Source organism: Pseudomonas sp. NIBRBAC000502773 (assembly GCF_006517195.1).
In the GTDB taxonomy this organism is placed as follows: domain Bacteria; phylum Pseudomonadota; class Gammaproteobacteria; order Pseudomonadales; family Pseudomonadaceae; genus Aquipseudomonas; species Aquipseudomonas marginalis.
On sequence record NZ_CP041189.1, the window covers coordinates 2,027,044 to 2,052,234 of the forward strand.

Below are 25,191 nucleotides of genomic sequence, written 5' to 3' on the forward strand. Positions count from 1 at the left end.
TTGCTGGCGTTTTTTATTGACCGTCTTTTCTACAAACCGCTATTACCGATTCACACGAGCGGCTAAAGAGTCGGCATATCTCTGCCATTGCTCCAGCACCTGCTGCTGAAACGGCGTCGCACTAACGGCCAACTCCTGCCGGGCTTGATTAAATGCCTCCAAGGTATTCGGCGCGCCGAATTCAGGATTTTCCAAACGTTGCTGACAGAAAAGTTTCCAACGTTGTAGCTCCTCGCCGTTCAGCGTATCGGGGAAGTTACGCGCCCGGTAACGAAACAATAATTCAGGCAAACGGTGATCATCAAAAGGCCACTGCTGGCTGGCTAACTGCGCAGGTTCCGCCGCCCGGACTTGCTCACATAACCGTCGATCACGATCCCCGATAAAACCTTCATAAAGCTGCTGTTCCGGGTCTGCGCTCGGGGCAAAATCTTCCTCGGCGTAAATAACCGCCAACTTATCGCGCCAAAGTTCCTGTGCGTCAGTTAGCCGCAGGGCTCGCGCCTGGCAAATATCCATATCCAATTGCAGGCGCCCACGGTCCTCAGCCCGCAGTACGTTCAAGGGCGCGACCACGGGGCAACGGTTGATATGCACCAACTTGAGCGGCACCGGCAGCTCGCCTTCGGCAAGGTCCTCGCGACGGGTGTACAGGCGTTGGCGCAAGGCCGCGGCATCCATGTCCAGCAGCCCTTGGGGGTCGAGCCCCAGGTCGCAGACAATCAGCGCATTACGGTTGCGCGGGTGCCAGGCCAGGGGCAGCACGACACCCAGGTAATGACGCTCGGCGGAAAAACGTCCGGAGATATGCACCATGGGTTGCAGCAGGCGCACCTGGTCCATCACCCGTTGCTTGCTGCGCAGTTGAAACAGCCATTCGTAAAGCTTGGGCTGCTTCTCGCGCACCAGGCGCGCCAGGGCGATGGTGGCACGCACGTCGGATAACGCATCGTGGGCCTGGCCATGGTCAATGCCGTTGGCGGCAGTCAGGCGCTCAAGCTTGAGAGTCACGCGCCCATCCTGCTGCGGCCACTCGATGCCTTCCGGGCGCAGGGCGTAGGCAGTGCGAACCACATCGATCAGGTCCCAGCGGCTGTTACCGCCCTGCCACTCCCGCGCGTAGGGGTCGAAAAAATTGCGATACAGGCTGTAGCGCGTCATTTCGTCGTCAAACCGCAAGGTGTTGTAACCTGCGCCGCACGTCCCCGGGGCCGCCAGTTCGGCATGTACACGGGTCATGAAATCGGCCTCGGCCAGGCCTTTTTCCGCCAGTATTCCAGGGGTTATACCGGTAATGGCACAGGCAGCGGGATGGGGCAGGATGTCGTCGCTGGGCTGGCAGTAAAGATTGACCGGCGGGCCGACCTCGTTGAGATCAAGGTCCGTACGAATGCCGGCAACCTGGAGTGGGCGATCGCTGCGCGGGTTGATGCCGGTGGTTTCATAGTCGTACCAGAAAATGGAGGTCACGGGCTATTCCTGTGCTGAAGATCGACAAAGTCTAGGCGTTCAGCCGTGTTCGCGGCCAGCACCAATTATACTGTACAAACATCCAGCAAAACCTTGAGTAGTTGCTTCCATCACGGACACTGTTAGCATCCGTGTCTCCAGCCGCTCTGCACTGCCAAGGATCGCGATGCCATCAGCCCCATTGGACACCCTCTACCAGATCGAGACCCCGGAGGGCATCGACCTGCCGCTGCGCCCAGCCGGCTTGGTGCCACGGGCGCTGGCATTTGCCTTCGACCTCGGCGCGCGTGCAGTGATCATGGGCGTGCTGCTGGTGCCATTGGCGTTGCTCGGCAATATCGGTATCGGCCTGGGATCGCTTCTGCTGTTCCTGGTCAGTTGGTGGTACATGGTGCTGTTCGAGGTGCTCAACCAAGGCTGCTCACCGGGCAAACAGGTCATGGGCTTACGGGTCGTGCAGGACGACGGCACCCCCATAGGCTGGTCGGCGTCGCTGATCCGCAACCTCCTGCGGTTTGTCGACATGCTGCCTTTCGGCTACTTTCTCGGCGCCATCAGTTGCCTGCAACATCCTCACTTCAAACGCCTTGGCGACCTGGCCGCTGGCACCTTGGTGGTTTACCGCGAACAGCCTCTGGCACGTCCCCAGGTACCTCAAGCCGCGGCACTGCGCTTGCCGTTTGCCCTGGACCTGAGTGAGCAGCGAGCGATTCTTGGCTTCGCGGAACGCCAGGGTGAACTGTCCGCCGAAAGGGTACACGAGCTCGCCTCGATCCTTGCGACGCCACTGCAGGTGTCCCCGGCCCGCGCCGTGGAGCAACTCAACGGTGTGGCCCGCGGCCTGCTGGGGCCGACATGAAGCAGAGTCTTTTCGAAAGCCGTTACCAACACCAATGGCAAGCTTTTGCCGAACAACTGAAGCAGTTGGAACAAGGCAAGGCCAAGGCCAGTGATATGGCCGATTTCCCTCATCAATACCGGCGTCTATGCCAGCTCCTGGCCCTCGCCCAGGAGCGCGGCTACAGCAGTTACCTGGTGGATCCCCTGCAACAACTGGCATTGCGCGGCCATCAACAACTGTATCGCCACCGCAGCCAATTGGCGGCGAATGTGCTGAGTTTCGTCCTGGCCGACTTTCCGCGTCTGGTGCGAGAACAGTGGCGTTTCGTGTTGATTGCCAGCCTGCTGTTCTTTGGCAGCCTGCTGGGCATTGCCCTGCTGGTCTACCTGTTTCCCGACCTGATCTACAGCATTGTCAGCCCCCAGCAGGTGGCCGAGATGCAGGGCATGTATGACCCCGAGGCCAGCCGGCTGGGGCGCGCTGCCGAACGTGCTTCGAGCGAAGACTGGATGATGTTTGGCTACTACGTGATGCACAACATCGGTATTGCCTTTCAGACATTTGCCGCCGGTTTGCTGTTCGGCCTGGGCAGTGTGTTTTTCCTGATATTCAACGGGCTGATCATCGGCGCGATTTCCGGGCACCTGACAGAAATCGGCTATGGGCAGACCTTCTGGTCATTTGTCGTCGGCCATGGGGCCTTTGAGTTGACGGCCATTGCACTCGCCGGTGCCGCGGGCCTGCAACTGGGCTGGGCGTTGATCGCCCCGGGGCAACTGACCCGTGGCGAATCCCTGCGGCTCGCCGCTCGCAAGAGTGTGCAACTGCTATGCGGTGTCATGGTGTTCCTGCTGATCGCAGCTTTTATCGAGGCCTACTGGTCTTCCACCACCCAGATCGCCCCTTGGATCAAATACCTGGTGGGTGCTGCACTTTGGCTGCTGGTGGCGACTTACCTGACCCTTGCCGGACGGACTCGCCATGCGCCTGAGTAATGCCAGCGTGGCGATTCGCCCGCGTACCGCATGGGAGGCCATGGACCTTGGGGTATTAATGGCCCGGGAACATCGCCTGCTGTTGATGAGCAGCTGGGCGCTGGTGACCCTGCCGGTTTTTGCCCTGCTTACCGCGTTGCTATGGAAATACCCGTCCACAGCCATGTTCCTGTTCTGGTGGCTCAAACCGGCATTCGACCGCTTGCCTTTATATATCCTCTCCAAAGCCCTGTTCGGCGAAACACCCAGCCTTAAGCAGGCCGTGCGCCAATGGCCAAGACTGCTTAACCACCAACTGCTGGCCAGCCTGACCTGGCGCCGACTTAGCCTCAGCCGCAGTTTTGTAATGCCGGTCAGCCAGCTCGAAGGCCTGGACGGCCAGGCGCGCCAGAAACGCCTGGGTGTGCTGCAGCAGCGCAATGCAGGAGCCGCGCGCTGGTTGACCACCGTTGGGGTGCACCTGGAAATCGGCCTGTGGTTCGGCTGCATGGCGCTGTTCTATCTATTCATTCCGCAACAACTTGAACTGGATTGGGATTGGCAACGGCTGGCGCTGGCGACGGGCTCCGAGGGAGTCTGGCTGGAACACTTGAGCAACGCCTTCTACGCCTTGATCCTGGTATTTTGGGAGCCCATCTATGTCGCCTGCGGTTTCAGCCTTTATCTCAATCGCCGCACCCTGCTGGAGGCGTGGGACCTGGAGCTGGTATTCCGCCGCCTGCGCCAGCGTCTGAGCAGTGTGGTGCCACTGTTAGTGCTGGTGATCGGGCTGACCTTGCTGCCATTCAACCTGCCCGCCATGGCGGATGACGCCAAGCCACTGCCTCCCCAGAGCGCAAGCCAGTCCATCAAGTCGCTGCTGGACAAGCCGCCCTTCAAAAATCCGGAAACCGTCACCCGCTACCGCTTTGGCGAAGAAAAGTCCGTCGTTAAAAACAAGGCACACAGTGACGGCAAACTTCCGTCGTGGTTGCAGGCACTGCTGGACAACCTCAACAGCAACACGTTCAAGCCTGTAGCCCAAGGCCTGGAAGTACTGTTATGGAGCCTGCTGATCGGTGGCGTGGCCCTGGTGGCCTGGCGTTATCGGGACTGGTTGCGCACCTTTGTCAGCCTGCGCGGGGCACGTACACCCAAAGCAGCGAAACCACCACCCGCGCAATTGTTCGGCCTGGAACTGGGCACCGAGACCCTGCCCGAGGATATCGCCAGCGCCGCCGAGCAACTCTGGTCGACCCAGCCACGGGAGGCCCTCGGCCTTTTGTATCGTGGCCTGCTGAGCAGGTTGCTGCATGACTTCAACCTGCCCCTTAAAAGCGCTGACACCGAAGGCCAGGTCCTGCAACGGGTTCACCAATTGCAGCAGCCGCAGTTGCTGGCCTTCAGTGATGAATTGACGCGGCACTGGCAAAACCTCGCCTATGGCCATCACCTGCCCCCGGTCTCAGTCCAGCAGAAACTGTGCAACGATTGGCGTGCCCTGTTCAGTGCGGGAGGCGCCCGATGAACCGGCCATTACTGTGGGTGGGGCTGCTGTTGGCGTGCCTGCTTGGAGCGGGCGGTTTTTACGCCTGGAGCAAAGCGATTCCCTATGAAGAAGTGGTGGACCGCGGCCCCTCCCCGGAAGCCCTGGCCAATCCTTACCTGGCAGCCGAACACTTTCTGCGCCAGCAAGGCCTGGCCGTGGTGCATGCCAACGGCCTGGAACGTCTGGCGAGCCTGCCCGCCAAGGGCAACAGCCTGCTGTTGCTGGGTGAACGCGGCAACATGTCGCCACGCCAGGTAGGGCAACTCCTGGACTGGGCCAGGTCCGGCGGCCATCTACTGGTAGTCGCCGAGGCCCTGTGGGACGAAGAAACCGGCAAGAGCGGCGACCTGCTGCTCGATCGCCTGCCTATCCACCAAGTCCTCAGCGATGAACCCGATGCCCCCGCGCCGGCCCGCAAAAATAAAGCACCGGACCTGACCAAACTCTATGTCGACAACGACACAGCCCCGGTCTATTTCAGTTTCGACACCGACTTCAATCTCATCGACCCCAAGCACCTGGCACAATTTTCAGCCAATAGCGCCAGGTCGAGCCATTTGATGCAACTCGACCTCGGGCAAGGCCGCGTAACGGTGATCACCGACAGCGAGCTGTGGAAAACGCCAGACATTGGCAAACACGACAATGCCTGGCTGCTGTGGCATCTGACCCAGGGCACTGCCGTAACCTTGTTGTTCAACGGCGACGTAGATGACCTGTTCACCCTGCTGCTGCGTTATTTCCCCCAGGCGTTGGTGGCGCTCATTGCCCTGATTGCCCTGGCACTCTGGCAGGCAGGTATGCGCCAGGGCCCAATCCAGGCGCTCGCCCCCAAGGCACGCCGGCAATTGCAGGAGCACCTGAAAGCCAGCGCCGACTTCCTGCTGCGTCGCAGCGGCCAAGGCACACTGTTGCAGGCCTTGCAGCGTGACATCCTGCGCGCCGCACGGCGGCGTCACCCCGGCTTTGAACATCTCGACAACACGGAACAGGGGCGAGTACTTGCCCACCTGACGCGCCAACCCTCTCACGTCATCAGCCAGGCCCTCGGCCCACTCCCGACGAAACGGCTTTCCAGTGCCGATTTCAGCCGGCAGGTGGCGTGCCTGCAAACCCTCAGGAATGCCCTATGAGCGAATTTCCCAGCGCTAACACCCTGCCCGGCGACTCTCTGCAACGCGCCAGCCAGCAGGCCCAGGCCCTGCGCATTGAACTGCGCAAGGCGGTGATCGGCCAGGATCAGGTGATTGATGATGTACTCACCGCGCTGATCGCCGGCGGCCACGTATTGCTCGAGGGTGTTCCCGGGCTGGGCAAGACCTTGCTGGTGCGGGCCCTGGCCCGTTGCTTTGACGGCGAATTCGCGCGGATCCAGTTCACCCCGGACCTGATGCCCAGCGATGTCACCGGCCACGCGGTGTACGACCTTCACACCGAACAGTTCAAGCTGCGCAAGGGGCCCGTATTCACGCACTTGTTGCTGGCCGACGAAATCAACCGCGCTCCGGCCAAGACCCAGGCAGCCCTGCTCGAAGCCATGCAGGAACGGCAAGTCACCCTCGAAGGCGAGGCGCTGCCCATCGATCAGCCGTTCATGGTCCTTGCCACGCAAAACCCCATCGAACAGGAAGGCACCTACCCGCTGCCGGAAGCCGAACTGGACCGTTTCATGCTCAAGGTACGCATGGACTACCCCGATGCGCAGCAGGAACTGGATATGGTGCGCGAAGTGACACGCTCATCACGGGCCGACATGCTGGACGTGCAACCGTTGCGCACCGTGCTGGAGGCCGAGGACGTGCTGCAGCTGCAGCTGGTCGCCAGTGAACTGCCCCTGGATGAACACGTGCTCGACTATGCCGTGCGCCTGGCGCGAGCAACCCGCAGTTGGCCGGGATTGGCCATAGGCGCCGGCCCGCGAGCCTCCATCGCCCTGGTACGCGGCGCCCGCGCACGGGCATTGTTACGGGCAGGCGAGTTCGTCACACCGGATGACATCAAGGGCTGTGCCCTGGCGGTACTGCGTCATCGGGTACGTCTTGCGCCAGAACTGGATATAGACGGGCTGGAGGTCGACCAGGTGCTCAAGCAGCTGCTGGACCAGATTCCGGCCCCCCGGCAATGACCCGTTCATGAAACCGACCCGTCTGTTATTAGCCTGGCTCAGCGTACTGCTGGGCTTGAGTATCCTGCTGGGCACTGCGGCCGCCTTGCAGTTCAAGGTACCCGAGACCTTGCACTCAATAACGTGGGGCTTGCTCCTGGCGCTGTTGCTGCTGGCCATGCTCGACGCGCTGCGACTGCGCCGCCGACCCTCACCACGCGTGCACCGGCAGATGCCCGGCAGCCTGGCGCTGGGGCGCTGGGGCGAAGTCCGCCTGTCCCTGGAACATGACTACCCACAGGCGCTGACAGTGCAGGTGTTCGATCACGTCCCCGACGGACTGAGCGTGGAAAACCTGCCCCAGTCCATCGAATTGCGCCCTGGTGAACGCAGTGAGCTGGGTTATCGCCTGCGCCCCTTGCGGCGTGGGCATTTCGCGTTCAGTCGCTGCGAAATCCACCTGCCCAGTCCCTTGGGGCTCTGGTCTGCACGGCGCTTTATCGAAGACGAGGACGCCACCCGCGTCTATCCGGACTTCGCCCGCCTGTACGGGGCACAACTGCTGGGCGTGGATAACTGGCTGAGCCAACTGGGGGTCCGTCAACGGCAACGACGAGGATTGGGACTGGAGTTTCATCAGCTGCGCGAGTTTCGTGAGGGCGACAGCCTGCGGCAAATCGATTGGAAAGCGACCGCGCGGCAACGTACCCCCATCGCCCGGGAGTATCAGGACGAGCGCGACCAGCAGATCGTGTTCATGCTCGATTGCGGCCGACGCATGCGCAGCCAGGATGACGAGCTGTCCCATTTCGACCACGCCCTCAATGCCTGCCTGCTGCTTAGCTACGTGGCCCTGCGCCAGGGCGATGCGGTGGGGTTGTGCACCTTTGCCACTGACCAGCCACGCTACCTGGCACCGGTCAAGGGCAGCAGCCAATTGAATCTGTTGCTCAATACGGTCTATGACCTGGACACCAGCCGCCGAACCGCCGACTACCAGGCAGCGGCCAGCCAACTGCTGGCCCGGCAAAAACGTCGGGCATTGGTCATTATTGTCAGCAACCTGCGGGATGAGGACGACGAAGCCCTACTCTCCGCCGTCAAGCGCATCAGTCGTCAACATCGGGTGCTGGTGGCGAGCATGCGTGAGGAAGTACTCGATCGACTGCGCCAATCCCCCGTACAAACCTTGCCCGAAGCCCTGGCCTACAGCGGCACTGTCGACTACCTCAATACTCGGGATGAATTGCATGACCGCATGAACGCCCACGGCCTGTCGGCGTTGGATACGTTGCCATCAGAAATGGGCGCGGCCCTGGTAACACGCTACCTGGGTTGGAAGAAAGCCGGAGTATTCTAAAAAAGCGCACGACTGCGGCAGGGACAGCAGCACCCCGGCCGCGTCGACAGCGCGCCGCTTCTAGGCCGAAGCCTGCAAGGGATCAAAACTGAAGTACTGCAACAGCACGTTGATCAGTTGCCCATATTCCTCGGGAGCCTCAAGCACGCTGAACCCGGAATCGTAGTGCTGCGGGTTGATATCTTCATGGCTCCACAGGCAGGTCGCCGTGATGTCAATGACATGGAACGTGTCGTCAGCCCCGGGTATCTTCAAGCGCAACTCGAAGTCCACATCGACCATCATGGGTAACTGGCTGACCAACATCAGCCCGTCGTCAGAGACGTTACCCAGAAAACCTATGGGCTTGTCGGTGACACGGTTAAACACTTGCAGGAAATACGGTAGTTGATGCCGCTCGATCCGTCGGTCGGTAAACATGGTGAGATCGCCATCCAGTGGCCATGACTCTGGCCGTGCCAGTGATTCGGAACGAGCGCAATTGCTCGCTCTCCCTGGATCTCGGTGTGACAACGGACAACATTTTGTCACTCGACAGCTGCCGAATCCGGGCCCTGCATCCGTTCGAATAGAAACTTGTACAAACGAACGTTGAAAGAATAGCCCAAGACTGGCAACGGGCCAGTTATTAAATGACGAATGCCATTACAAAGAAGCGGGCCGCGGCTGTGCCACGCTCGCACCGGGGTAATGGCCCAGTTGCTGCAGGGTATCCAGCCTCGCGCGGGCACGGTAGGCATACTCGCTCGACGGGTACTGATTAATGATGAATTGATAGGTTTGCACGGCGTCGACGAACAGTTTCTGGCGTTCCAGGCATTGCCCGCGCAACATCGAAACTTCCGGTTGTACATAACGCCGTGTACGGCTCTCGCGGTCGACCTGGGATAGCTCCAAGGTGACGCGCTCGCAATCACCGACCTTGTATGCACGGTAGGCATTGTTCAAATGGTGGTCCATCGACCAACGGGTGCAGCCGACAACACTGACGGCCAGGGCAGCAATGAGCAAAATTCGCATGAAGGTTCTCCTGTCTTGTGCAGTGTATCGACCCCTCGTCAAAAATCTTCAAGGATGTTCATCTATTCAACCGGCGCGAAAACAAGCGAATCGTCGATAAGTAGTGCAAACGAACAATGACTACAACCAAAGAGCATAGTAGCCTTCCTCAGCGCTTGAACTCAGGAGTCTGTGCATGTCCGTCCGTCGTACCAAAATCGTCGCCACCCTTGGCCCGGCCAGCAACTCGCCGGAAGTCCTCGAACAGCTGATTCTGGCTGGTTTGGACGTTGCCCGTCTGAACTTCTCCCACGGCACCCCGGACGAGCACAAGGCTCGCGCCAAGCTGGTGCGTGACCTGGCCGCCAAACATGGCCGCTTCGTCGCACTGCTGGGTGACCTGCAAGGCCCGAAAATCCGTATCGCCAAATTCGCCAACAAGCGTATCGAGCTGAAGATCGGTGACAAATTCACCTTCTCCACCAGCCACCCGCTGACCGAAGGCACCCAGGACGTCGTGGGTATCGACTACCCGGACCTGGTCAAGGATTGCGGCGTCGGTGACGAGCTGCTGCTGGACGACGGTCGCGTGGTGATGCGCGTCGACACCGCGACCCCGACCGAACTGAATTGCACCGTGATCATCGGCGGTCCGCTGTCCGATCACAAAGGCATCAACCGTCGCGGCGGTGGCTTGACCGCCCCAGCCCTGACTGAAAAAGACAAGGCCGACATCAAGCTCGCCGCTGAAATGGAAGTGGACTACCTCGCCGTGTCCTTCCCGCGCGATGCCGCCGACATGGAATACGCCCGTAAACTGCGCGACGAAGCCGGCGGTACCGCCTGGCTGGTGGCGAAGATCGAACGCGCCGAAGCCGTGGCCGATGACGAAACCCTCGACGGCCTGATCAAGGCGTCCGACGCCGTGATGGTTGCCCGTGGCGACCTGGGTGTGGAAATCGGCGACGCCGAGCTGATCGGCATCCAGAAAAAGATCATCCTGCACGCGCGCCGCCACAACAAAGCGGTGATCGTCGCGACCCAGATGATGGAGTCGATGATCCAGAACCCGATGCCGACCCGCGCCGAAGTGTCCGACGTGGCCAACGCCGTGCTCGACTACACCGACGCCGTGATGCTCTCGGCCGAAAGCGCCGCCGGCCCGTACCCACTGGAAGCCGTGCAGGCCATGGCGCGTATCTGCGTCGGTGCCGAAAAGCACCCGACCAGCAAGACCTCCAGCCACCGCATCGGCAAAGTCTTCGAAAGCTGCGACCAGAGCATTGCCCTGGCAGCCATGTACACCGCCAACCACTTCCCGGGCGTGAAAGCGATCATTGCCCTTACCGAAAGTGGCTATACGCCGTTGATCATGTCGCGTATCCGTTCTTCGGTACCGATCTACGCGTTCTCCCCGCACCGCGAAACCCAGGCCCGTGCGGCCATGTTCCGTGGCGTATACACCGTGCCGTTCGACCCGGCGTCGTTGCCGCCCCATGAAGTCAGCCAGGCGGCCATCGACGAGTTGATCAAGCGCGGCGTAGTGGAGAAAGGCGACTGGGTCATCCTGACCAAAGGCGACAGCTACCACACCATCGGCGGCACCAACGGCATGAAGATCCTGCACGTTGGCGACCCAATGGTCTGAGTGACAGGCTGAAAAACAAAAGCCCTGCCATGTGAATGGCGGGGCTTTTTGCTTTCCGTGTGGCAGGGAGCATGTCGAATCGTCGCACCCACATGGGGTTAGCGCCTATCCATAAACCCCGACAACGCCGCAATCGCTTCCGGCGACTTCAAGCGCTGCACAAACAACGCCCCCTCTTCCTCGATCACTTGCCGCAACTGCTCACGGTCCACGCTCTTCATCAACTGCTTGCAGACCTGCACCGCTCCCGGCGCCAGGGTTTCAAAGCGCTCGGCCATTTCCCGCGCCTTGGCCAACGCCGCTTCGCCACTGCCCAACGCTTCGGTCGCAATCCCCCACGCGGCCGCTTGTTCGCCGCTGAAGCCCTCACCCAGCAACAGCAGTTCAGCCGCCTTCGCGTGTCCCAGCAAACGGGGGAGGATCAGGCTCGACCCAAACTCCGGGCACAGCCCCAAATTGACGAACGGCATGCGCAAACGTGCATCGCGGCTGATGTACACCAGGTCGCAATGCAGCAGCAGGGTGGTGCCGATCCCCACCGCCGCACCCGCTACGGCTGCAATCACCGGCTTGCGGCAGTTGAGCAGGCTTTTCATAAAGTGAAACGGTGGGCTGTCGAGGTCGCCGGGCGGCTGTTCAAGAAAATCGCCGATGTCGTTGCCCGCGGTAAAACACTCGCTGCTGCCCTGGATCAGCACGGCATTGATCTGCGGGTCCGCATCGGCCTGCTCCAACGCCTCGGCCAATTGGCTGTACATGGCTCGGGTCAGGGCGTTTTTCTTATCCGGGCGATTGAGCTGCAGGGTCAGCAGCCCGCGCTCGCGTTGCAGCAGGATGGCGTCGGTCATGGCGAATCTCACGGCAGTGGAATTCAGCACTCAACCACGGGGCAGGAACACATCGGCCAGCAGTTGATTGCGCGGCAGCCCCGCCAGGAACAGGCGCTTGGAGAAGGCCTCGACGCTGACAGGATGCCCGCAGAGTAAGGCCAGGGTTTGCCGGGAAACAAGCCGCAGTTGCGCCAATGCCTGGGCCGACTCGGCCGCAGTCCACAGCTCCACCGTCAGGTTCGGATGACGCGCAGCCAGTTCGGCCAGGGGCTCGGCCAGGTAATGACCGTCGGCATCATGGGCCAGGTGAATCATACGGATGGCGCCCTGGTGATCCTGGCGCAACGCCTCGCGCAGCACACCCCACAAAGGGCCCAGGCCGGTACCGGAAGCCAGCAGCCACAGCGGCCGGGATTGCCAGTCGGGATCGTATTGCAGTGCGCCGCCACGCAGTTCTCCCAGGCGCAGGCGATCACCCACCGACAACGCGCGCGCGGCATCACTGAATGCGCCGGGCTGACGGCAATCGATATGAAACTCCAGGAAGGCATCCTCCTGAGGCAGGCTGGCCAGGGAATAAGGCCGTGCCACCTGCCCGGCCCACAACACCAGGTGCTGCCCGGCGCGATACCGCAGTCCACGCTCCGCTTGCAGCCGCAGGCGCAGCACCGAGGCATTCAACCAATCGGCCCCCACCACCAGGGCCGGCAGGCCGTCCCGCAGCGGGTCGAACGCCTCGACCTGCAGATCGCCGATCACCTGGCACTGGCACGCCAGGCGCCAGCCCTCCTGGCGTTGTGCCGGGCTCAAGGCAGCGGGCTGACGGTCCTCGACCTCGCCCTGGCACCGCACCAGGCACGCATGGCAACTGCCGGCACGGCAACTGTAGGGCACGGCCACACCCGCCTGGTTCAAGGCATCCAGCAGGTTGCTGCCGGTGGCTACCGACCAATGGCGTTCGCCGACGTACAGTTCAGGCATGGAAGGACTCAATCACAAGGGGTGCGCACAGGGAATCATGCCTGCGACAGTTTGACCATAGTCGGGTGTATCGGCCACCGTGCCGGGTTATACTGCCGCGCCTTTTTAGCGTCGCGCCTGCACCACTTGGCGTGCCTTGGAAAGGTGGACTCAGCCGACCGATGCACCCCACTGAGCCCACCTTTATTGAATGTTCCCTTATAGAGGAGCGCGACTCATGACCGTGATCAAGCAAGACGACCTGATTCAGAGCGTTGCCGACGCCCTGCAATTCATTTCCTACTACCACCCCGTTGATTTCATCCAGGCGATGCACGAGGCCTACCTGCGCGAAGAATCGCCGGCAGCCCGTGACTCCATCGCGCAGATCCTGATCAACTCGCGCATGTGCGCCACCGGCCATCGCCCGATCTGCCAGGACACCGGTATCGTCACCGTGTTCGTGCGCGTGGGCATGGACGTTCGTTGGGATGGCGCCACCATGGGCCTGGACGACATGATCAACGAAGGCGTGCGTCGCGCCTACAACCTGCCGGAAAACGTCCTGCGCGCCTCCATCCTGGCCGACCCGGCCGGTGCGCGTAAAAACACCAAGGACAACACCCCGGCCGTGATCCACTACTCCATCGTCCCGGGTAACACCGTGGAAGTGGATGTGGCGGCCAAGGGCGGCGGATCCGAGAACAAGTCGAAAATGGCCATGCTCAACCCGTCCGACTCGATCGTCGACTGGGTGCTCAAGACCGTTCCGACCATGGGCGCCGGCTGGTGCCCGCCGGGCATGCTCGGCATCGGCATCGGCGGCACCGCCGAAAAAGCCGCGGTGATGGCCAAGGAAGTGTTGATGGAATCCATCGACATCCACGAGCTGAAAAAGCGCGGCCCGCAGAACCGTATCGAAGAGATGCGCCTGGAGTTGTTCGAGAAGGTCAACCAACTGGGCATCGGCGCCCAGGGCCTGGGTGGCCTGACCACCGTGCTCGACGTAAAGATCATGGACTACCCGACCCACGCCGCTTCGCTGCCGGTGTGCATGATCCCCAACTGCGCCGCCACCCGTCACGCGCACTTCGTGCTCGACGGTTCGGGCCCGGCGTCGCTGGAAGCGCCACCGCTGGACGCCTACCCGGAAATCGTCTGGGAAGCCGGCCCATCGGCCCGTCGCGTCAACCTCGACACCCTGACCCCGGAAGAAGTACAGAGCTGGAAGCCGGGCGAAACCGTGCTGCTCAACGGCAAGATGCTCACCGGTCGCGACGCCGCGCACAAGCGCATGGTCGAGATGCTGAACAAGGGCGAAAGCCTGCCGGTGGACCTCAAGGGTCGCTTTATCTACTACGTCGGCCCGGTTGATCCGGTGCGCGAAGAAGTGGTTGGCCCTGCCGGTCCGACCACCGCGACGCGGATGGACAAGTTCACCCGCCAGATCCTCGAGCAAACCGGCCTGCTGGGCATGATCGGTAAATCCGAGCGCGGCCCTACCGCGATCGAAGCGATCAAGGACCACAAGGCCGTGTACCTGATGGCGGTGGGCGGCGCCGCTTACCTGGTGGCGCAGGCCATCAAGAAGTCGCGTGTGGTGGCCTTCGCCGAACTGGGCATGGAAGCGATCTACGAGTTCGACGTGAAAGACATGCCGGTCACCGTTGCGGTGGACAGCAAGGGCGAATCCGTGCACATCACCGGTCCTGCCATCTGGCAGAAAAAGATCAGTGAAAGCCTGGCGGTAGAAGTGCAGTAAGCACCCTCCCCCAAGACTGAGGCGACCGCGGCCCATGGCCCGGTCGCTTTTTTATTGCCTGCTGATTCACCTATGGCAAGCCCGCTCACCACAAGAAGCCCACTCTCCCCTTCAGCCACGACAGCCCCTCACCACAAGACCCAAGCCGCTCATGTTATGGTGCACTCCCCTTACCGTGCCTGCCCATCACCGTATGATCGTGATCCCTCGCCCGCTGCGCCTGACCTTCTACTCCCTACTGATCATCGCCGGTGCGCTGCTGGCCGCGGCCTTGGCCACGCGCCATGCCGAACGCCAGGCATTGGTGGACGATGCGGCCCGCGCCAACCAGCAGTTGGCGCTGTACGCCAATTCCCTGCACACCCTGATCGAACGCTACCGCGCCCTGCCCGCCGTGCTGGCGCTGGACTCGGAAATGATCAACGCGCTCAAAGGCCCGTTGGACGCCAGCACCCAGGACCTGCTCAACCGCAAGCTCGAACGCATCAATGGGGCGGCGCAGTCCTCCACCCTGGAGTTGATGGACCGCACCGGCCTGGCTGTGGCCGCCAGCAACTGGAACTTGCCAAGCAGTTATGTCGGGCACAACTACGCGTTTCGGCCGTATTTCAGCCAGACCAAGAGCCAGGGCACCGGGCGCTTTTACGCGGTCGGCGTAACCACCGGGATCCCGGGGTATTTCCTCTCCAGCGCGGTGCTGGATGAACACGAGCAGTTCCTTGGCGCCATGGTGGTGAAACTGGAATTCCCTGAGCTGGAGCGCGAATGGGCCCAGGGCGATGACCTGTTGCTGGTCAGCGACGCACGCGGCATCGTGTTTATCGCCAACCAACCGGGCTGGCGTTATCGCAACCTGCACCCGTTGTCGGCCAGCGACCTGGTCGAACTCAAGGCCACCCGCCAATACGACAAGAAACAACTGCAGCCGCTGGACACCCAAACGTTGCAACGCTTCGACGAAAACAGCCACCTGATGCGCGTCAACGGCCCCGATGGCAACGCCAATTACATCTGGGAGTCCCTGCCGCTGAAAGCCGAGGGCTGGACCCTGCACCTGCTGCGCAAACCCCAGTTCGCCTTTGAAGACCAGCGCAACGCCGGCCTTGCCGCCGCCGGTTCCTGGCTGGCGCTGGTGTTCCTGGTGCTGTTCCTCAGCCAACGCTGGCGCCTGGCCCGTTTGCGCCAGCGCAGCCGCGAAGAACTCGAACAGCTTGTGGAAGAGCGCACCCAGGCCCTGCGCACGGCCCAGGATGGCCTGGTGCAATCGGCGAAATTAGCGGCGTTGGGGCAGATGTCCGCCGCCCTCGCCCATGAGATCAACCAGCCCCTGACCGCCCAGCGCATGCAGTTGGCGACCCTGCGGTTGCTGCTGGACCACGGTCGGGTGGACGACGCCTACAAGGCCCTGACCCCGCTGGACGACATGCTCACACGCATGGCCGCGCTGACCGGCCATCTCAAGACCTTTGCGCGCAAAAGCCCCAGTGGCCTGCGCGAACGCCTCGACCTGGCCACCGTGGTCGACCAGTCCCCGCACCTGCTCGACGCGCGCCTGCGTGATGAAGCCATCGGCAGCGTGCTGGACCTGACCCGCCCCGCCTGGGTACGCGGCGACGCGATCCGCCTCGAACAGGTGCTGATCAACCTGCTGCGCAACGCCCTCGACGCCATGGCCGACAAACCCCGCAAACGCCTGGAAATCCGCCTGCATGCCGACCAGCAACTGTGGCAACTCACGGTCAGCGACAGCGGCGGCGGGATTGCCGAGGAGCACCTCAACAGCGTGTTCGATCCGTTCTTCACCACCAAGCCGGTGGGCGACGGGCTCGGCTTGGGCCTGGCGGTTTCCTACGCTATCGTGCACGAATTGGGCGGACGCCTGAGCGCCAGTAACCGTGGCGACGGCGCGGTATTCACCCTGACCTTGCCTATCGCGCTGGAGACACCCGACTTATGTTGAACGCGGTGATTGTGGTCGATGACGAAGCCAGCATTCGTACGGCCGTCGAGCAATGGCTGAGCTTGTCGGGGTTCGAGGTGCAGTTGTTCAGCCGCGCCGAAGCCTGCCTGGCGCAACTGCCCAAGGACTTTCCCGGAGTGATCCTGAGCGACGTGCGCATGCCCGGGCTCAGCGGCCTGGAGCTGCTGGCCGAAGTGCAGCGCCGTGACGCCGACCTGCCCGTTATCCTGCTGACCGGACATGGCGATGTACCGATGGCCGTCGAAGCCATGCGCGACGGTGCGTACGACTTCCTGGAAAAACCCTTCAGCCCCGATGCCTTGCTCAACAGCCTGCGCCGCGCGTTGGACAAGCGCGGGCTGATCCTCGAAAACCGCCGCCTGCACCAACAGGCCGATCATCGGGCGCAGTTGGAGTCCAGCCTGCTCGGCGTGTCCCGTGGCTTGCAGAACCTGCGCCGACAGGTACTCGACCTGGCGACCTTGCCGGTCAACGTGCTGATCCGTGGCGAGACCGGCAGCGGCAAGGAGCTGGTCGCCCGCTGCCTGCATGACTTCGGCCCCCGTGCGAAAAAACCGTTTGTGGCGCTCAATTGCGCGGCGATTCCCGAGCAGCTGTTCGAGGCTGAACTGTTCGGCCACGAAAGCGGCGCCTTCACCGGTGCCCAGGGCAAGCGCATCGGCAAACTGGAGTACGCCCATGGCGGCACGCTGTTCCTCGATGAAATCGAAAGCATGCCCCTGGCCCAGCAAGTGAAGCTGTTGCGGGTGTTGCAGGATCAGAAGCTGGAACGCCTGGGCTCCAATCAAAGCATTCATGTGGATTTACGCATCATTGCCGCGACCAAGCCGGACCTGCTGGAAGAAGCCCGCGCCGGGCGCTTTCGCGAAGACCTGGCCTATCGGCTGAACGTTGCACAACTGCGCCTGCCGCCTCTGCGCGAGCGCCGCGAAGACATCCCGCTGCTGTTCGATCACTTTGCCCAAAGCGCCGCCGAGCGCTTGGGCCGCAACGTGGAACCGCTGAGCGGCGCGCAGTTGGGCCGCCTGCTCAGCCATGACTGGCCGGGCAACGTGCGTGAGCTGGCCAACGTCGCCGAACGCCAGGTGCTGGGCCTTGGCGAGCCGGAGCCGGAAGGGATCGAAGCCGGGCAATCGCTGGCCGCGCAGCAGGAGGCGTTCGAGGCCCATTGCCTGAAGGCTGCATTGACCCGGCATAAAGGCGATATCAAGGCGGTGCTGGCGGAGTTGCAACTGCCACGGCGCACCTTCAACGAAAAGATGCAGCGCCATGGGTTGGCCAGGGACATGTTCCTGAAAGATGAATGAGCGGATTTCCGCTCATCACCCTCAAAAACATCAGCGACTTTCCGCTCAAAATAAACCCCAGCCCCTTCTAGACCGGGCCTTCATCTACCTGGCACAGCTCCTGCTATAGCCCCAGCCAGGCTGCGCTCGCGCCGCTCCATAAAAACAACTAGATGAAGGATCCTTCAATGGATAACTCCAACACCTTGCCCCTGGGGTCGGCGGCCGCGCCGGCCAAGGAACGTACCACCACAAGCCGCATCAAATCGATCTTCAGCGGATCGGTCGGCAACATGGTCGAGTGGTACGACTGGTACGTCTACGCCGCGTTCTCGCTGTACTTCGCCAAAGCCTTTTTCCCGAAAGGCGACACCACCGCCCAATTGCTCAACACCGCCGCGATCTTCGCCGTAGGCTTCCTGATGCGCCCCATCGGTGGCTGGCTGATGGGCCTGTACGCCGACCGTGCGGGTCGCAAAGCAGCATTGATGGCGTCGGTCCTGCTGATGTGCTTCGGCTCGTTGATCATCGCCCTGAGCCCCGGTTACGAAACCATCGGCGTCGGCGCACCGATCCTGCTGGTGTTCGCCCGCCTGCTGCAAGGCTTGTCGGTCGGTGGCGAATACGGCACCTCGGCCACCTACCTGAGTGAAATGGCCACCAAGGAACGTCGCGGTTTCTTCTCCAGCTTCCAGTACGTGACCCTGATCTCCGGCCAGCTTATCGCCCTGGCCGTGCTGATCGTGCTGCAGCAGATCCTTACCACCGAGCAACTGTACGACTGGGGCTGGCGTATCCCGTTCGCCATCGGCGCCCTGTGCGCAGTGGTCGCGCTGTACCTGCGTCGCGGCATGGAAGAAACCGAGTCGTTCACCAAGAAGGAAAAAGCCAAGGAAAGCGCCATGCGCACCTTGATGCGCCACCCCAAGGAACTGATGACCGTGGTCGGCCTGACCATGGGCGGCACCCTGGCTTTCTACACCTACACCACCTACATGCAGAAGTACCTGGTGAACACCGTCGGCATGAGTATTTCCGACTCCACCACGATCTCGGCGGCAACGCTGTTCCTGTTCATGTGCCTGCAACCGATCGTCGGTGGGCTGTCGGACAAAGTCGGGCGTCGGCCGATCCTGATCGCCTTCGGCATCCTCGGTACCCTGTTCACCGTACCGATCCTCACCACCCTGCACACTATCCAGACCTGGTGGGGCGCGTTCTTCCTGATCATGGCCGCGCTGATCATCGTCAGCGGCTATACCTCGATCAACGCCGTAGTCAAGGCTGAACTGTTCCCGACCGAAATCCGCGCCCTGGGCGTGGGCCTGCCCTATGCACTGACCGTGTCGATCTTCGGCGGTACCGCTGAATACATCGCGCTGTGGTTCAAGAGCATCGGGATGGAAACCGGTTACTACTGGTATGTGACCGCGTGTATTGCCGTGTCGCTGGCGGTCTATGTGACCATGAAGGACACACGCAAGCATTCGCGCATCACCACGGACTGACGGTTGGATGCAGTAACAAATGTGGGAGCGGGCTTGCCCCCTCCCACCTGTTGAATCAGGACACCTCTGCTACCGGGCTCCGGCCATACCGTCGCTGTGCATACGACGCTCCGGCAATCATCACCACCAGCACCGCCGCCAATACCGCCGATGATCCAATGGTGCCGAAATCCAACCCGCCCTTTTCATGGGGCTTGGTCAGGAAGTCGCCCAGGGTTGCACCAAACGGCCGGGTCAGTACAAACGCCACCCAGAACAACAGCACCGACGAGATTTGGGTGAAGTACTTGAGCGCCACCACCGCGGCAATGGTCGAGCCAATCAACAAGGCGCCACCGGCAAAGCCGAGCCCCGAATCGTCCGCCAGGAAGTCGCCCAACGCAGTGCCCAAGGTGTTGGAGAACAGGATCGCCATCCAGTAGAACAGCTCGCCTCGGAAAGTCTGCACCTTGTTCACGTTCAGCGAGTCACCACTGAGGTGCCACAAGGCAAAGATGATCATCAGGATCACGATCAGGATCATCGACCCGGTGGCGTAGCCCAGGCCCAGGGTGCGGTCCATGAAGTCCGACATGGTGGTGCCGGCGGTGCTGGTGGACAGGATCACGATCCAGTACAGCACCGGGTTGTAGGTTTTCGACCAGAGTTGTGTCACCAGAGTGACCAGGAACACGCTGATGAGGATCATCGAGCTGATGGCGTAACCGACGTTCAGGGTCATCGACAACAAGTCCCCGGCGGTTTCGCCCAGGGTGGTTGCGCAGATTTTCATGACCCAGAACGCCAGCGTGATCTGAGGAAGTTTATTCATGCGGTAGAAGGCTCCGAGGCTCAGTCTTATAGGGGGTATCGACCTTGGGCGCAGACTGAACGGGCCGCTGTGAAAAATAGGTGGCCGCTGAATGAAAATTCCATAGGGCCGATGGAAATTCGTCGCCGTGGATTGCACTATGACGGCCTCCCAGACCCCCGCAGCAGGAACCCGGCCATGCCTGACGATATCCACTTCTACGAACCGGCCAACGGCCACGGCCTGCCACACGACCCGTTCAATGCCATTGTCGGGCCACGGCCGATTGGCTGGATTTCATCCCACGACAGTAGCGGGCGCCTGAACCTGGCGCCCTACAGTTTTTTCAATGCGTTCAACTACATTCCACCGATCATTGGGTTTTCCAGCGTCGGGCGCAAAGACAGCCTGAACAACATCGAACAGACCGGCGAGTTTGTGTGGAACCTGGCCACCCGCCCGCTGGCCGAGCAGATGAACCAGAGCTGCGCGGCCGTCTCGCCGGAGGTGAATGAGTTCGAGTTGTCCGGCCTGACACCGGTGGCGTCGAAAATCGTCGGCGTGCCGCGAGTGGGCGAGAGCCCGGTGTCGTTCGAGTGCAAGGTGACGCAGATCATCCAACTGCAGCGCGCCGACCAGCAGTTGGTGCCCAGCTGGCTGGTACTGGGCGAGGTGGTCGCGGTGCACATTGCCAAGTGGCTGCTCAAGGATGGGGTGTACGACACTGCCGCCGCCGAACCGATCCTGCGCGGCGGTGGCCCGGCGGATTACTTCCAGTTGGGCCCGGAGGCGTTGTTCAAGATGTATCGCCCAGGCGCCAGCAAACCCTGACTGAAATACACCAAAAAAGTGGGAGGGGGCTTGCCCCCGATGGCAATGGCACATCCAACATCATTGTTGACTGACACACTGCTATCGGGAGCAAGCCCCCTCCCACATTAGAGGGTCGGCGTTGTTCAACTGGCGGCGCTCGCCCAGGTCAGTTGACCCTCTTCATCCACACCGATCAACCGCTCAAGCTGCACGGTGGCTGCATCATCGGCGTCGGAGGCGGTCTTGAACGTCTGTCCATCCAGGATCTTGTGAAACTGCGGGGCGCCCATGCCATCCAGTGCCTTGACGGCGACGGCGGCGCTGTAGCCCCCTTCACCCGGTACTACGGCGGAAACGGCTTCGTGGTGGGCAAATTGTTTACGTGCCATGTTGCAGGTCCTGGCCAATGGAAAAGTGGGCCATTCTAACCATTAACCGGCCAGTTGCAGGTACTCGCCGTAGGCATTGGCGGCGGAGGCATCGGTGAAGGTCTGGAAATCCATGCTGCGCACGACCATGTCGTTCAACAGCTCAGTGAAGATCATCAGGGCCGGCGAGTTGAAGTAGGCACTCATCGCCTGCTCGCTGCTCCAGAAACCCGAGATCAACCAGACATCGGGATCGACCTGGGAATGCTGCAACGAAAATTGCAGGCAACCCTGAGCCTGACGGCCCGGTTCGATCAAACTGCTCAAGCGTGCACCCAGTTCGGTGCTGCACCCGGTGCGGGCGCGGATAAAGGCCATATGGCTCGCGGGAATGGGGGTGGACATGTTCGACTCTCCCGTTGAGAAGTGATGCTCGGCAAGCACTGTGGGGGCGTGTTGCCACAGGATCAAAGATAACGGCGCGGGTGCGGGCGCGGTTAGTCAATTCCTGCAGGCTTATTGCACAATCCTGCGAGAAGCGTAGGAAGGACGGAGGGACCGCCGGTTCGATTCCACAGGCAAACGCCTTGTTTCAGGGACATGACAGCCCGAGAACTTGCCTGATTCACGACACGTCGCAGGATCAGGCAAGGATTGTGCAGAATCGACCTAACACTGTTTGAAAAGCCGCCGCTAAGCTGAGCCCATCAAAAAAGCATGCAGAGGACGCCTTATGCCGTCGCCCGAACATCAGTCCATGCCCCTCGACGCCGAGACGGAAAAACAGCGCGCCGAACTGGCGAGCATCGTACATCGTCATACCTGGGAAGACGGCTCCTATGGCACGGCGATTACGTCACTGTTCCTGAACCGCCACAACACGCCGCGTGACTTCATGCCGGTGCTGGTGGAGCCGGCGTTGTGCATCCTCGCCAACGGCAGCAAGGAAGTGCGCCTGGCCGACGAAATCTTTGCCTACGACCCGCTCAATTACCTGGTGTTCTCGGTGGCGATGCCGGTGGCCGGGCGGATCATCGATGCCACGCCGGAAGATCCAAACCTGTCAGTGCGCATCAATATCGACCCGGCGCAGCTCACTGCCTTGATCGCCGAGGCCGGCCCCATGGGCGTGCCCACGCGCCCGACATCGCGCGGGATGTATGTGGACCGCATCGACCCCCAGTTGCTCGACGCCGTGCTGCGCCTGGCGCGCCTGCTGGATACACCCAAAGACATCGCCATGTTGGCGCCGCTGATCAACCGTGAAATCCTCTACCGCCTGCTGCGCGGTCCCCAGGGTTATCGCCTGTATGAAATTGCCGTAGCCAACAGCCAGAGCCATCGCGTCAGCCAGGCGATCAAGTGGCTCAATGGCAACTACGAACAACCGCTGCGCATCGATGACCTGGCCAAGGAAGTGAACCTCAGCGTCTCGACCCTGCATCACCGTTTCAAGGCAATTACGGCCATGAGCCCGCTGCAGTACCAGAAGCAGCTGCGTTTGCAGGAAGCACGTCGGCTGATGATTGCCGAAGGGCTGGAAGCGTCGGCGGCGGGGTATCGGGTAGGGTATGAAAGCCCGTCGCAGTTCAGCCGGGAGTACAGCCGGTTGTTTGGGGCACCGCCGCTGAGGGATTTGGCACGACTGCGCCAAAGCGTCTGACACAAAGACGATCAAAATGTGGGAAGGGGCTTGCCCCCTCCCCTATTTGTCCAATGGTGTTTTTCAGTCCAGGGTTCGAGGCAGTTGCAGGGTGACCCGCAAGCCGCCCTCACGCAAATTCTGCAAACTCACTTCACCGCCATGGCTATGGGCAATATTGCGCGCAATCCCCAAGCCCAAACCGTAACCCTGCTGCTGGCCGGCCAGGCGAAAATGCGGTTCGAAGACCTGTTCCAGGCGCTGTTCCGGCACGCCAGGGCCTTCGTCGTCGACGTGCAGGATGAACTCCGCGCCATCGTCCTCAATACGCAAATGGGCGTTCTGCCCGTACTTCAAGGCATTATCGATCAGGTTGCCGATGCAGCGCTTGAGCGCCAGCGGCTTGCCCGGGTACGCCGCCACTGCTGCGCCGTCCAGGGTGACCCGGCCGTTGCCGTTGGGCGCCACATAAGGCTCCACCAGGCATTCGAGCACATGGTTGAGGTCGACCGGCTGGATGTTCTCGTGGATATCGGTGTCTTTCACACATTGCAGCGCGCCCTTGACCAGCAACTCCAACTCATCCAGGTCACGGCCGAATTTGGTTTGCAGGTTCTCGTCTTCGAGCAATTCCACGCGCAGGCGCAGGCGGGTAATCGGTGTGCGCAGGTCGTGGGAAATCGCGCTGAACAACTGGCTGCGCTCCGTGAGGTAACGGCTGATGCGTTCGCGCATGGCATTGAACGCGCGGCCCACTTCCACCACTTCACTGCCGCCGCCTTCGGCCACCGGTTCCACATCGGCGCCCAGGGACATGTCACGCGCCGCCCGCGCCAGGCGCTTGAGCGGCCGGCTTTGCCAGTGCACCAGCAGGCCGATGAACAGCAGCAAAAAGCCGCTGGTCAGCACGATAAACCACACTTGCTGGGACGGCAGGCCCTGTTCTTCAAGGCTGGTGTAGGGCTCGGGCAACAGCGAAGCGATGTACAGCCATTCGCCGGGGGCGAGTTCGATCTGGGTCACCAATACCGGCGGGTTGACCGGTTCCAGGGTCAGCGCGTAATGGGCCCAGGAGCGCGGCAACTCATCCAGTTTCAACCCGGCGTTGAAGATGCGCAGGTCTTCGGCGCTGACGAACTCCACCGAGATAGGCACGTCGGCGCCCAGGGTCTGGCGCAGGACTTCATCCACGGCCACCAGCACCGCCTGTTTGCGCGGGGTTTGCGGCAACACTTGCATGTCGAGCGGCCGGTCATTGAGGGTCACGACAAAACGGGTGCCGCCCATACTGCGCAACTGGTCAAGGACCAACGGTCGATAGGCCACCGGCAACGAACGGAAATAACTCACGCTGGCAGTCATCGAGTGCGCCAGGCTACGGGCGCTGGTGACCAGGCCTTCGAGCTGGGTGGCGCGCAACTGCGAGACCCAGATCACGCTGGACAGCGCCTGGGCGAACAGCACCGCGAGCAAGGTCAGCAGCAACATGCGCCCCAGCAGCGAGCGCGGTACCGGGAAGCGCCGGCGGCGTTCGCTCAGCGGCTCAGTGGGCATTGCCGGCAACCACGCTGGCTGCCAGTTGATAGCCGCTGCCGCGCACGGTGCGGATCAGCCTCGGGGGTTTTTCGGTGTCGCGTAGGCGTTGACGCAGGCGGCTCACGGCCATGTCGACGATCCGGTCGAGGGGCATCAGGTCGCGGCCACGGGTGGCGTTGCCGATAGTGTCGCGGTCGAGAATCTGCTGCGGGTGATCGAGAAACAACTTGAGCAGGGCAAAGTCGGCACCGGAGAGGATCACCTCTTCGCCATCCACGTGGAACAGCCGATGGCTGATCATGTCCAGGCGCCATTCATCGAACACCAGCACATCGCCATTGCCGCTGCGCTCCTGGCCGAACTGGCAGCGGCGCAACAAGGCCTTGATCCGCGCCTGCAACTCGCGGGGGCTGAAGGGCTTGCCGATATAGTCGTCGGCCCCCAGTTCCAGGCCGATCACGCGGTCGGCTTCGTCGGAACTGGCGGTGAGCATGATGATCGGCACCTGCGCCTGGCGCGGGTGCTGGCGAATCCAGCGGCAGAGGCTGAAACCGTCTTCGTCCGGCAGCATCACATCGAGGATGACCAGGTCGCACGGCGCCTCGTTCATCGCCTGGCGGAACCCCGCGCCATCCGGCACGCCACGCACCTGGAAACCGGCGCGACTGAGGTAGGTCTGCAGCAATTCGCGGATTTCCTGGTCGTCGTCGACGAGGAGAATCGATTTACTGATTACGCTCACGGGGTCCTCCTTGTTGTTATAGGGGGTG

General features: G+C 61.7%; 23 protein-coding genes. 13 read left to right on the top strand and 10 right to left on the bottom strand.

Features of this window, described 5'->3' with window-relative positions:
- Positions 1-42: 42 nt before the first annotated feature.
- On the bottom strand, positions 43-1,470 hold the full coding sequence (gene sbcB, locus NIBR502773_RS09340; protein ID WP_141155907.1) for an exodeoxyribonuclease I: 1,428 nt from the start codon (positions 1,468-1,470) through the stop codon (positions 43-45).
- Between the two features lie 166 nt (positions 1,471-1,636).
- On the opposite strand from sbcB, the gene NIBR502773_RS09345 reads away from it, so the two are divergent.
- The 6 genes from NIBR502773_RS09345 to NIBR502773_RS09370 are packed head-to-tail and all read left to right on the top strand — an operon-like array spanning position 1,637 to position 8,298.
- Positions 1,637-2,329 (top strand): RDD family protein, encoded by a 693-nt coding sequence (locus NIBR502773_RS09345; protein ID WP_065939178.1) that lies wholly within the window; start codon positions 1,637-1,639, stop codon positions 2,327-2,329.
- Positions 2,326-3,306 carry a stage II sporulation protein M gene (locus NIBR502773_RS09350; RefSeq protein ID WP_065939260.1) on the top strand — a complete coding sequence of 327 codons (981 nt, stop codon included), beginning with the start codon at positions 2,326-2,328 and terminating at the stop codon, positions 3,304-3,306. The genes NIBR502773_RS09345 and NIBR502773_RS09350 overlap by 4 nt, the downstream gene beginning before the upstream one ends.
- A complete protein-coding gene (locus NIBR502773_RS09355) occupies positions 3,293-4,813 on the top strand; it encodes a DUF4129 domain-containing protein (RefSeq protein ID WP_141155908.1) in 1,521 nt (506 codons plus the stop codon). Before NIBR502773_RS09350 ends, NIBR502773_RS09355 begins: the two co-directional genes overlap by 14 nt.
- A complete protein-coding gene (locus NIBR502773_RS09360) occupies positions 4,810-5,967 on the top strand; it encodes a DUF4350 domain-containing protein (protein ID WP_141155909.1) in 1,158 nt (385 codons plus the stop codon). Before NIBR502773_RS09355 ends, NIBR502773_RS09360 begins: the two co-directional genes overlap by 4 nt.
- Positions 5,964-6,959: a MoxR family ATPase gene (locus NIBR502773_RS09365; RefSeq protein ID WP_065939181.1), complete on the top strand. Its 996-nt coding sequence runs from the start codon at positions 5,964-5,966 to the stop codon at positions 6,957-6,959. The genes NIBR502773_RS09360 and NIBR502773_RS09365 overlap by 4 nt, the downstream gene beginning before the upstream one ends.
- A 7-nt stretch (positions 6,960-6,966) precedes the next feature.
- On the top strand, positions 6,967-8,298 hold the full coding sequence (locus NIBR502773_RS09370; protein ID WP_141155910.1) for a DUF58 domain-containing protein: 1,332 nt from the start codon (positions 6,967-6,969) through the stop codon (positions 8,296-8,298).
- Positions 8,299-8,358: 60 nt separating this feature from the next.
- Here the strand turns inward: NIBR502773_RS09370 and NIBR502773_RS09375 are convergent, their stop codons facing one another.
- Together NIBR502773_RS09375 and NIBR502773_RS09380 are read right to left on the bottom strand one after the other, a co-directional pair.
- Entirely contained in the window at positions 8,359-8,718 is a 360-nt protein-coding gene (locus NIBR502773_RS09375) for a PilZ domain-containing protein (RefSeq protein ID WP_092358374.1), read from the bottom strand.
- 225 nt (positions 8,719-8,943) lie between these two features.
- The gene (locus NIBR502773_RS09380) at positions 8,944-9,318 is read right to left on the bottom strand and encodes a hypothetical protein (protein WP_025854787.1); all 375 of its coding nucleotides are present in this window, start codon (positions 9,316-9,318) and stop codon (positions 8,944-8,946) included.
- Between the two features lie 175 nt (positions 9,319-9,493).
- Here NIBR502773_RS09380 and pyk point away from each other — a divergent pair, with 175 nt between their 5' ends.
- A complete protein-coding gene (gene pyk, locus NIBR502773_RS09385) occupies positions 9,494-10,945 on the top strand; it encodes a pyruvate kinase (RefSeq protein WP_027605512.1) in 1,452 nt (483 codons plus the stop codon).
- Between the two features lie 98 nt (positions 10,946-11,043).
- On the opposite strand, the gene NIBR502773_RS09390 is transcribed toward pyk, so the two are convergent.
- Both NIBR502773_RS09390 and NIBR502773_RS09395 read right to left on the bottom strand, forming a co-directional pair.
- A complete protein-coding gene (locus NIBR502773_RS09390; RefSeq protein WP_092358372.1) occupies positions 11,044-11,793 on the bottom strand; it encodes an enoyl-CoA hydratase-related protein in 750 nt (249 codons plus the stop codon).
- 30 nt (positions 11,794-11,823) lie between these two features.
- A complete protein-coding gene (locus NIBR502773_RS09395; RefSeq protein WP_141155911.1) occupies positions 11,824-12,756 on the bottom strand; it encodes an iron-sulfur-binding ferredoxin reductase in 933 nt (310 codons plus the stop codon).
- A 217-nt stretch (positions 12,757-12,973) separates the two neighbouring features.
- Here NIBR502773_RS09395 and NIBR502773_RS09400 point away from each other — a divergent pair, with 217 nt between their 5' ends.
- The 4 genes from NIBR502773_RS09400 to NIBR502773_RS09415 all read left to right on the top strand — a co-directional run bounded on the left by NIBR502773_RS09400 (position 12,974) and on the right by NIBR502773_RS09415 (position 19,272).
- Positions 12,974-14,497: a fumarate hydratase gene (locus tag NIBR502773_RS09400; protein WP_027605509.1), complete on the top strand. Its 1,524-nt coding sequence runs from the start codon at positions 12,974-12,976 to the stop codon at positions 14,495-14,497.
- A gap of 193 nt (positions 14,498-14,690) precedes the next feature.
- Positions 14,691-16,457, top strand: coding sequence for an ATP-binding protein (locus NIBR502773_RS09405; RefSeq protein ID WP_141155912.1), 1,767 nt, complete (start codon positions 14,691-14,693; stop codon positions 16,455-16,457).
- Complete coding sequence (locus NIBR502773_RS09410; protein ID WP_065939188.1) at positions 16,451-17,785, top strand: sigma-54 dependent transcriptional regulator; 1,335 nt, start codon at positions 16,451-16,453, stop codon at positions 17,783-17,785. Before NIBR502773_RS09405 ends, NIBR502773_RS09410 begins: the two co-directional genes overlap by 7 nt.
- Positions 17,786-17,952: 167 nt before the next feature.
- On the top strand, positions 17,953-19,272 hold the full coding sequence (locus tag NIBR502773_RS09415) for an MFS transporter (RefSeq protein WP_065939189.1): 1,320 nt from the start codon (positions 17,953-17,955) through the stop codon (positions 19,270-19,272).
- Between the two features lie 55 nt (positions 19,273-19,327).
- Here the strand turns inward: NIBR502773_RS09415 and NIBR502773_RS09420 are convergent, their stop codons facing one another.
- Entirely contained in the window at positions 19,328-20,083 is a 756-nt protein-coding gene (locus tag NIBR502773_RS09420) for a membrane protein (protein WP_027605505.1), read from the bottom strand.
- 177 nt (positions 20,084-20,260) lie between these two features.
- Between NIBR502773_RS09420 and NIBR502773_RS09425 the strand changes: the two genes are divergently transcribed.
- Positions 20,261-20,893: a flavin reductase family protein gene (locus NIBR502773_RS09425; protein ID WP_141155913.1), complete on the top strand. Its 633-nt coding sequence runs from the start codon at positions 20,261-20,263 to the stop codon at positions 20,891-20,893.
- A gap of 125 nt (positions 20,894-21,018) precedes the next feature.
- Here the strand turns inward: NIBR502773_RS09425 and NIBR502773_RS09430 are convergent, their stop codons facing one another.
- Together NIBR502773_RS09430 and NIBR502773_RS09435 are read right to left on the bottom strand one after the other, a co-directional pair.
- Positions 21,019-21,264, bottom strand: a complete 246-nt coding sequence (locus NIBR502773_RS09430; RefSeq protein WP_027605503.1) for a hypothetical protein — start codon at positions 21,262-21,264, stop codon at positions 21,019-21,021.
- A gap of 42 nt (positions 21,265-21,306) precedes the next feature.
- Positions 21,307-21,648 carry an antibiotic biosynthesis monooxygenase family protein gene (locus NIBR502773_RS09435; protein WP_065925866.1) on the bottom strand — a complete coding sequence of 114 codons (342 nt, stop codon included), beginning with the start codon at positions 21,646-21,648 and terminating at the stop codon, positions 21,307-21,309.
- Positions 21,649-21,976: 328 nt separating this feature from the next.
- On the opposite strand from NIBR502773_RS09435, the gene NIBR502773_RS09440 reads away from it, so the two are divergent.
- Positions 21,977-22,906 carry an AraC family transcriptional regulator gene (locus NIBR502773_RS09440; RefSeq protein WP_027605501.1) on the top strand — a complete coding sequence of 310 codons (930 nt, stop codon included), beginning with the start codon at positions 21,977-21,979 and terminating at the stop codon, positions 22,904-22,906.
- A 63-nt stretch (positions 22,907-22,969) separates the two neighbouring features.
- Here NIBR502773_RS09440 and NIBR502773_RS09445 read toward each other — a convergent pair whose 3' ends face one another.
- Both NIBR502773_RS09445 and NIBR502773_RS09450 read right to left on the bottom strand, forming a co-directional pair.
- Positions 22,970-24,439 (bottom strand): ATP-binding protein, encoded by a 1,470-nt coding sequence (locus tag NIBR502773_RS09445; protein WP_027605500.1) that lies wholly within the window; start codon positions 24,437-24,439, stop codon positions 22,970-22,972.
- Positions 24,429-25,163, bottom strand: a complete 735-nt coding sequence (locus NIBR502773_RS09450) for a response regulator (RefSeq protein ID WP_024077192.1) — start codon at positions 25,161-25,163, stop codon at positions 24,429-24,431. Before NIBR502773_RS09450 ends, NIBR502773_RS09445 begins: the two co-directional genes overlap by 11 nt.
- Positions 25,164-25,191 lie beyond the last annotated feature (28 nt).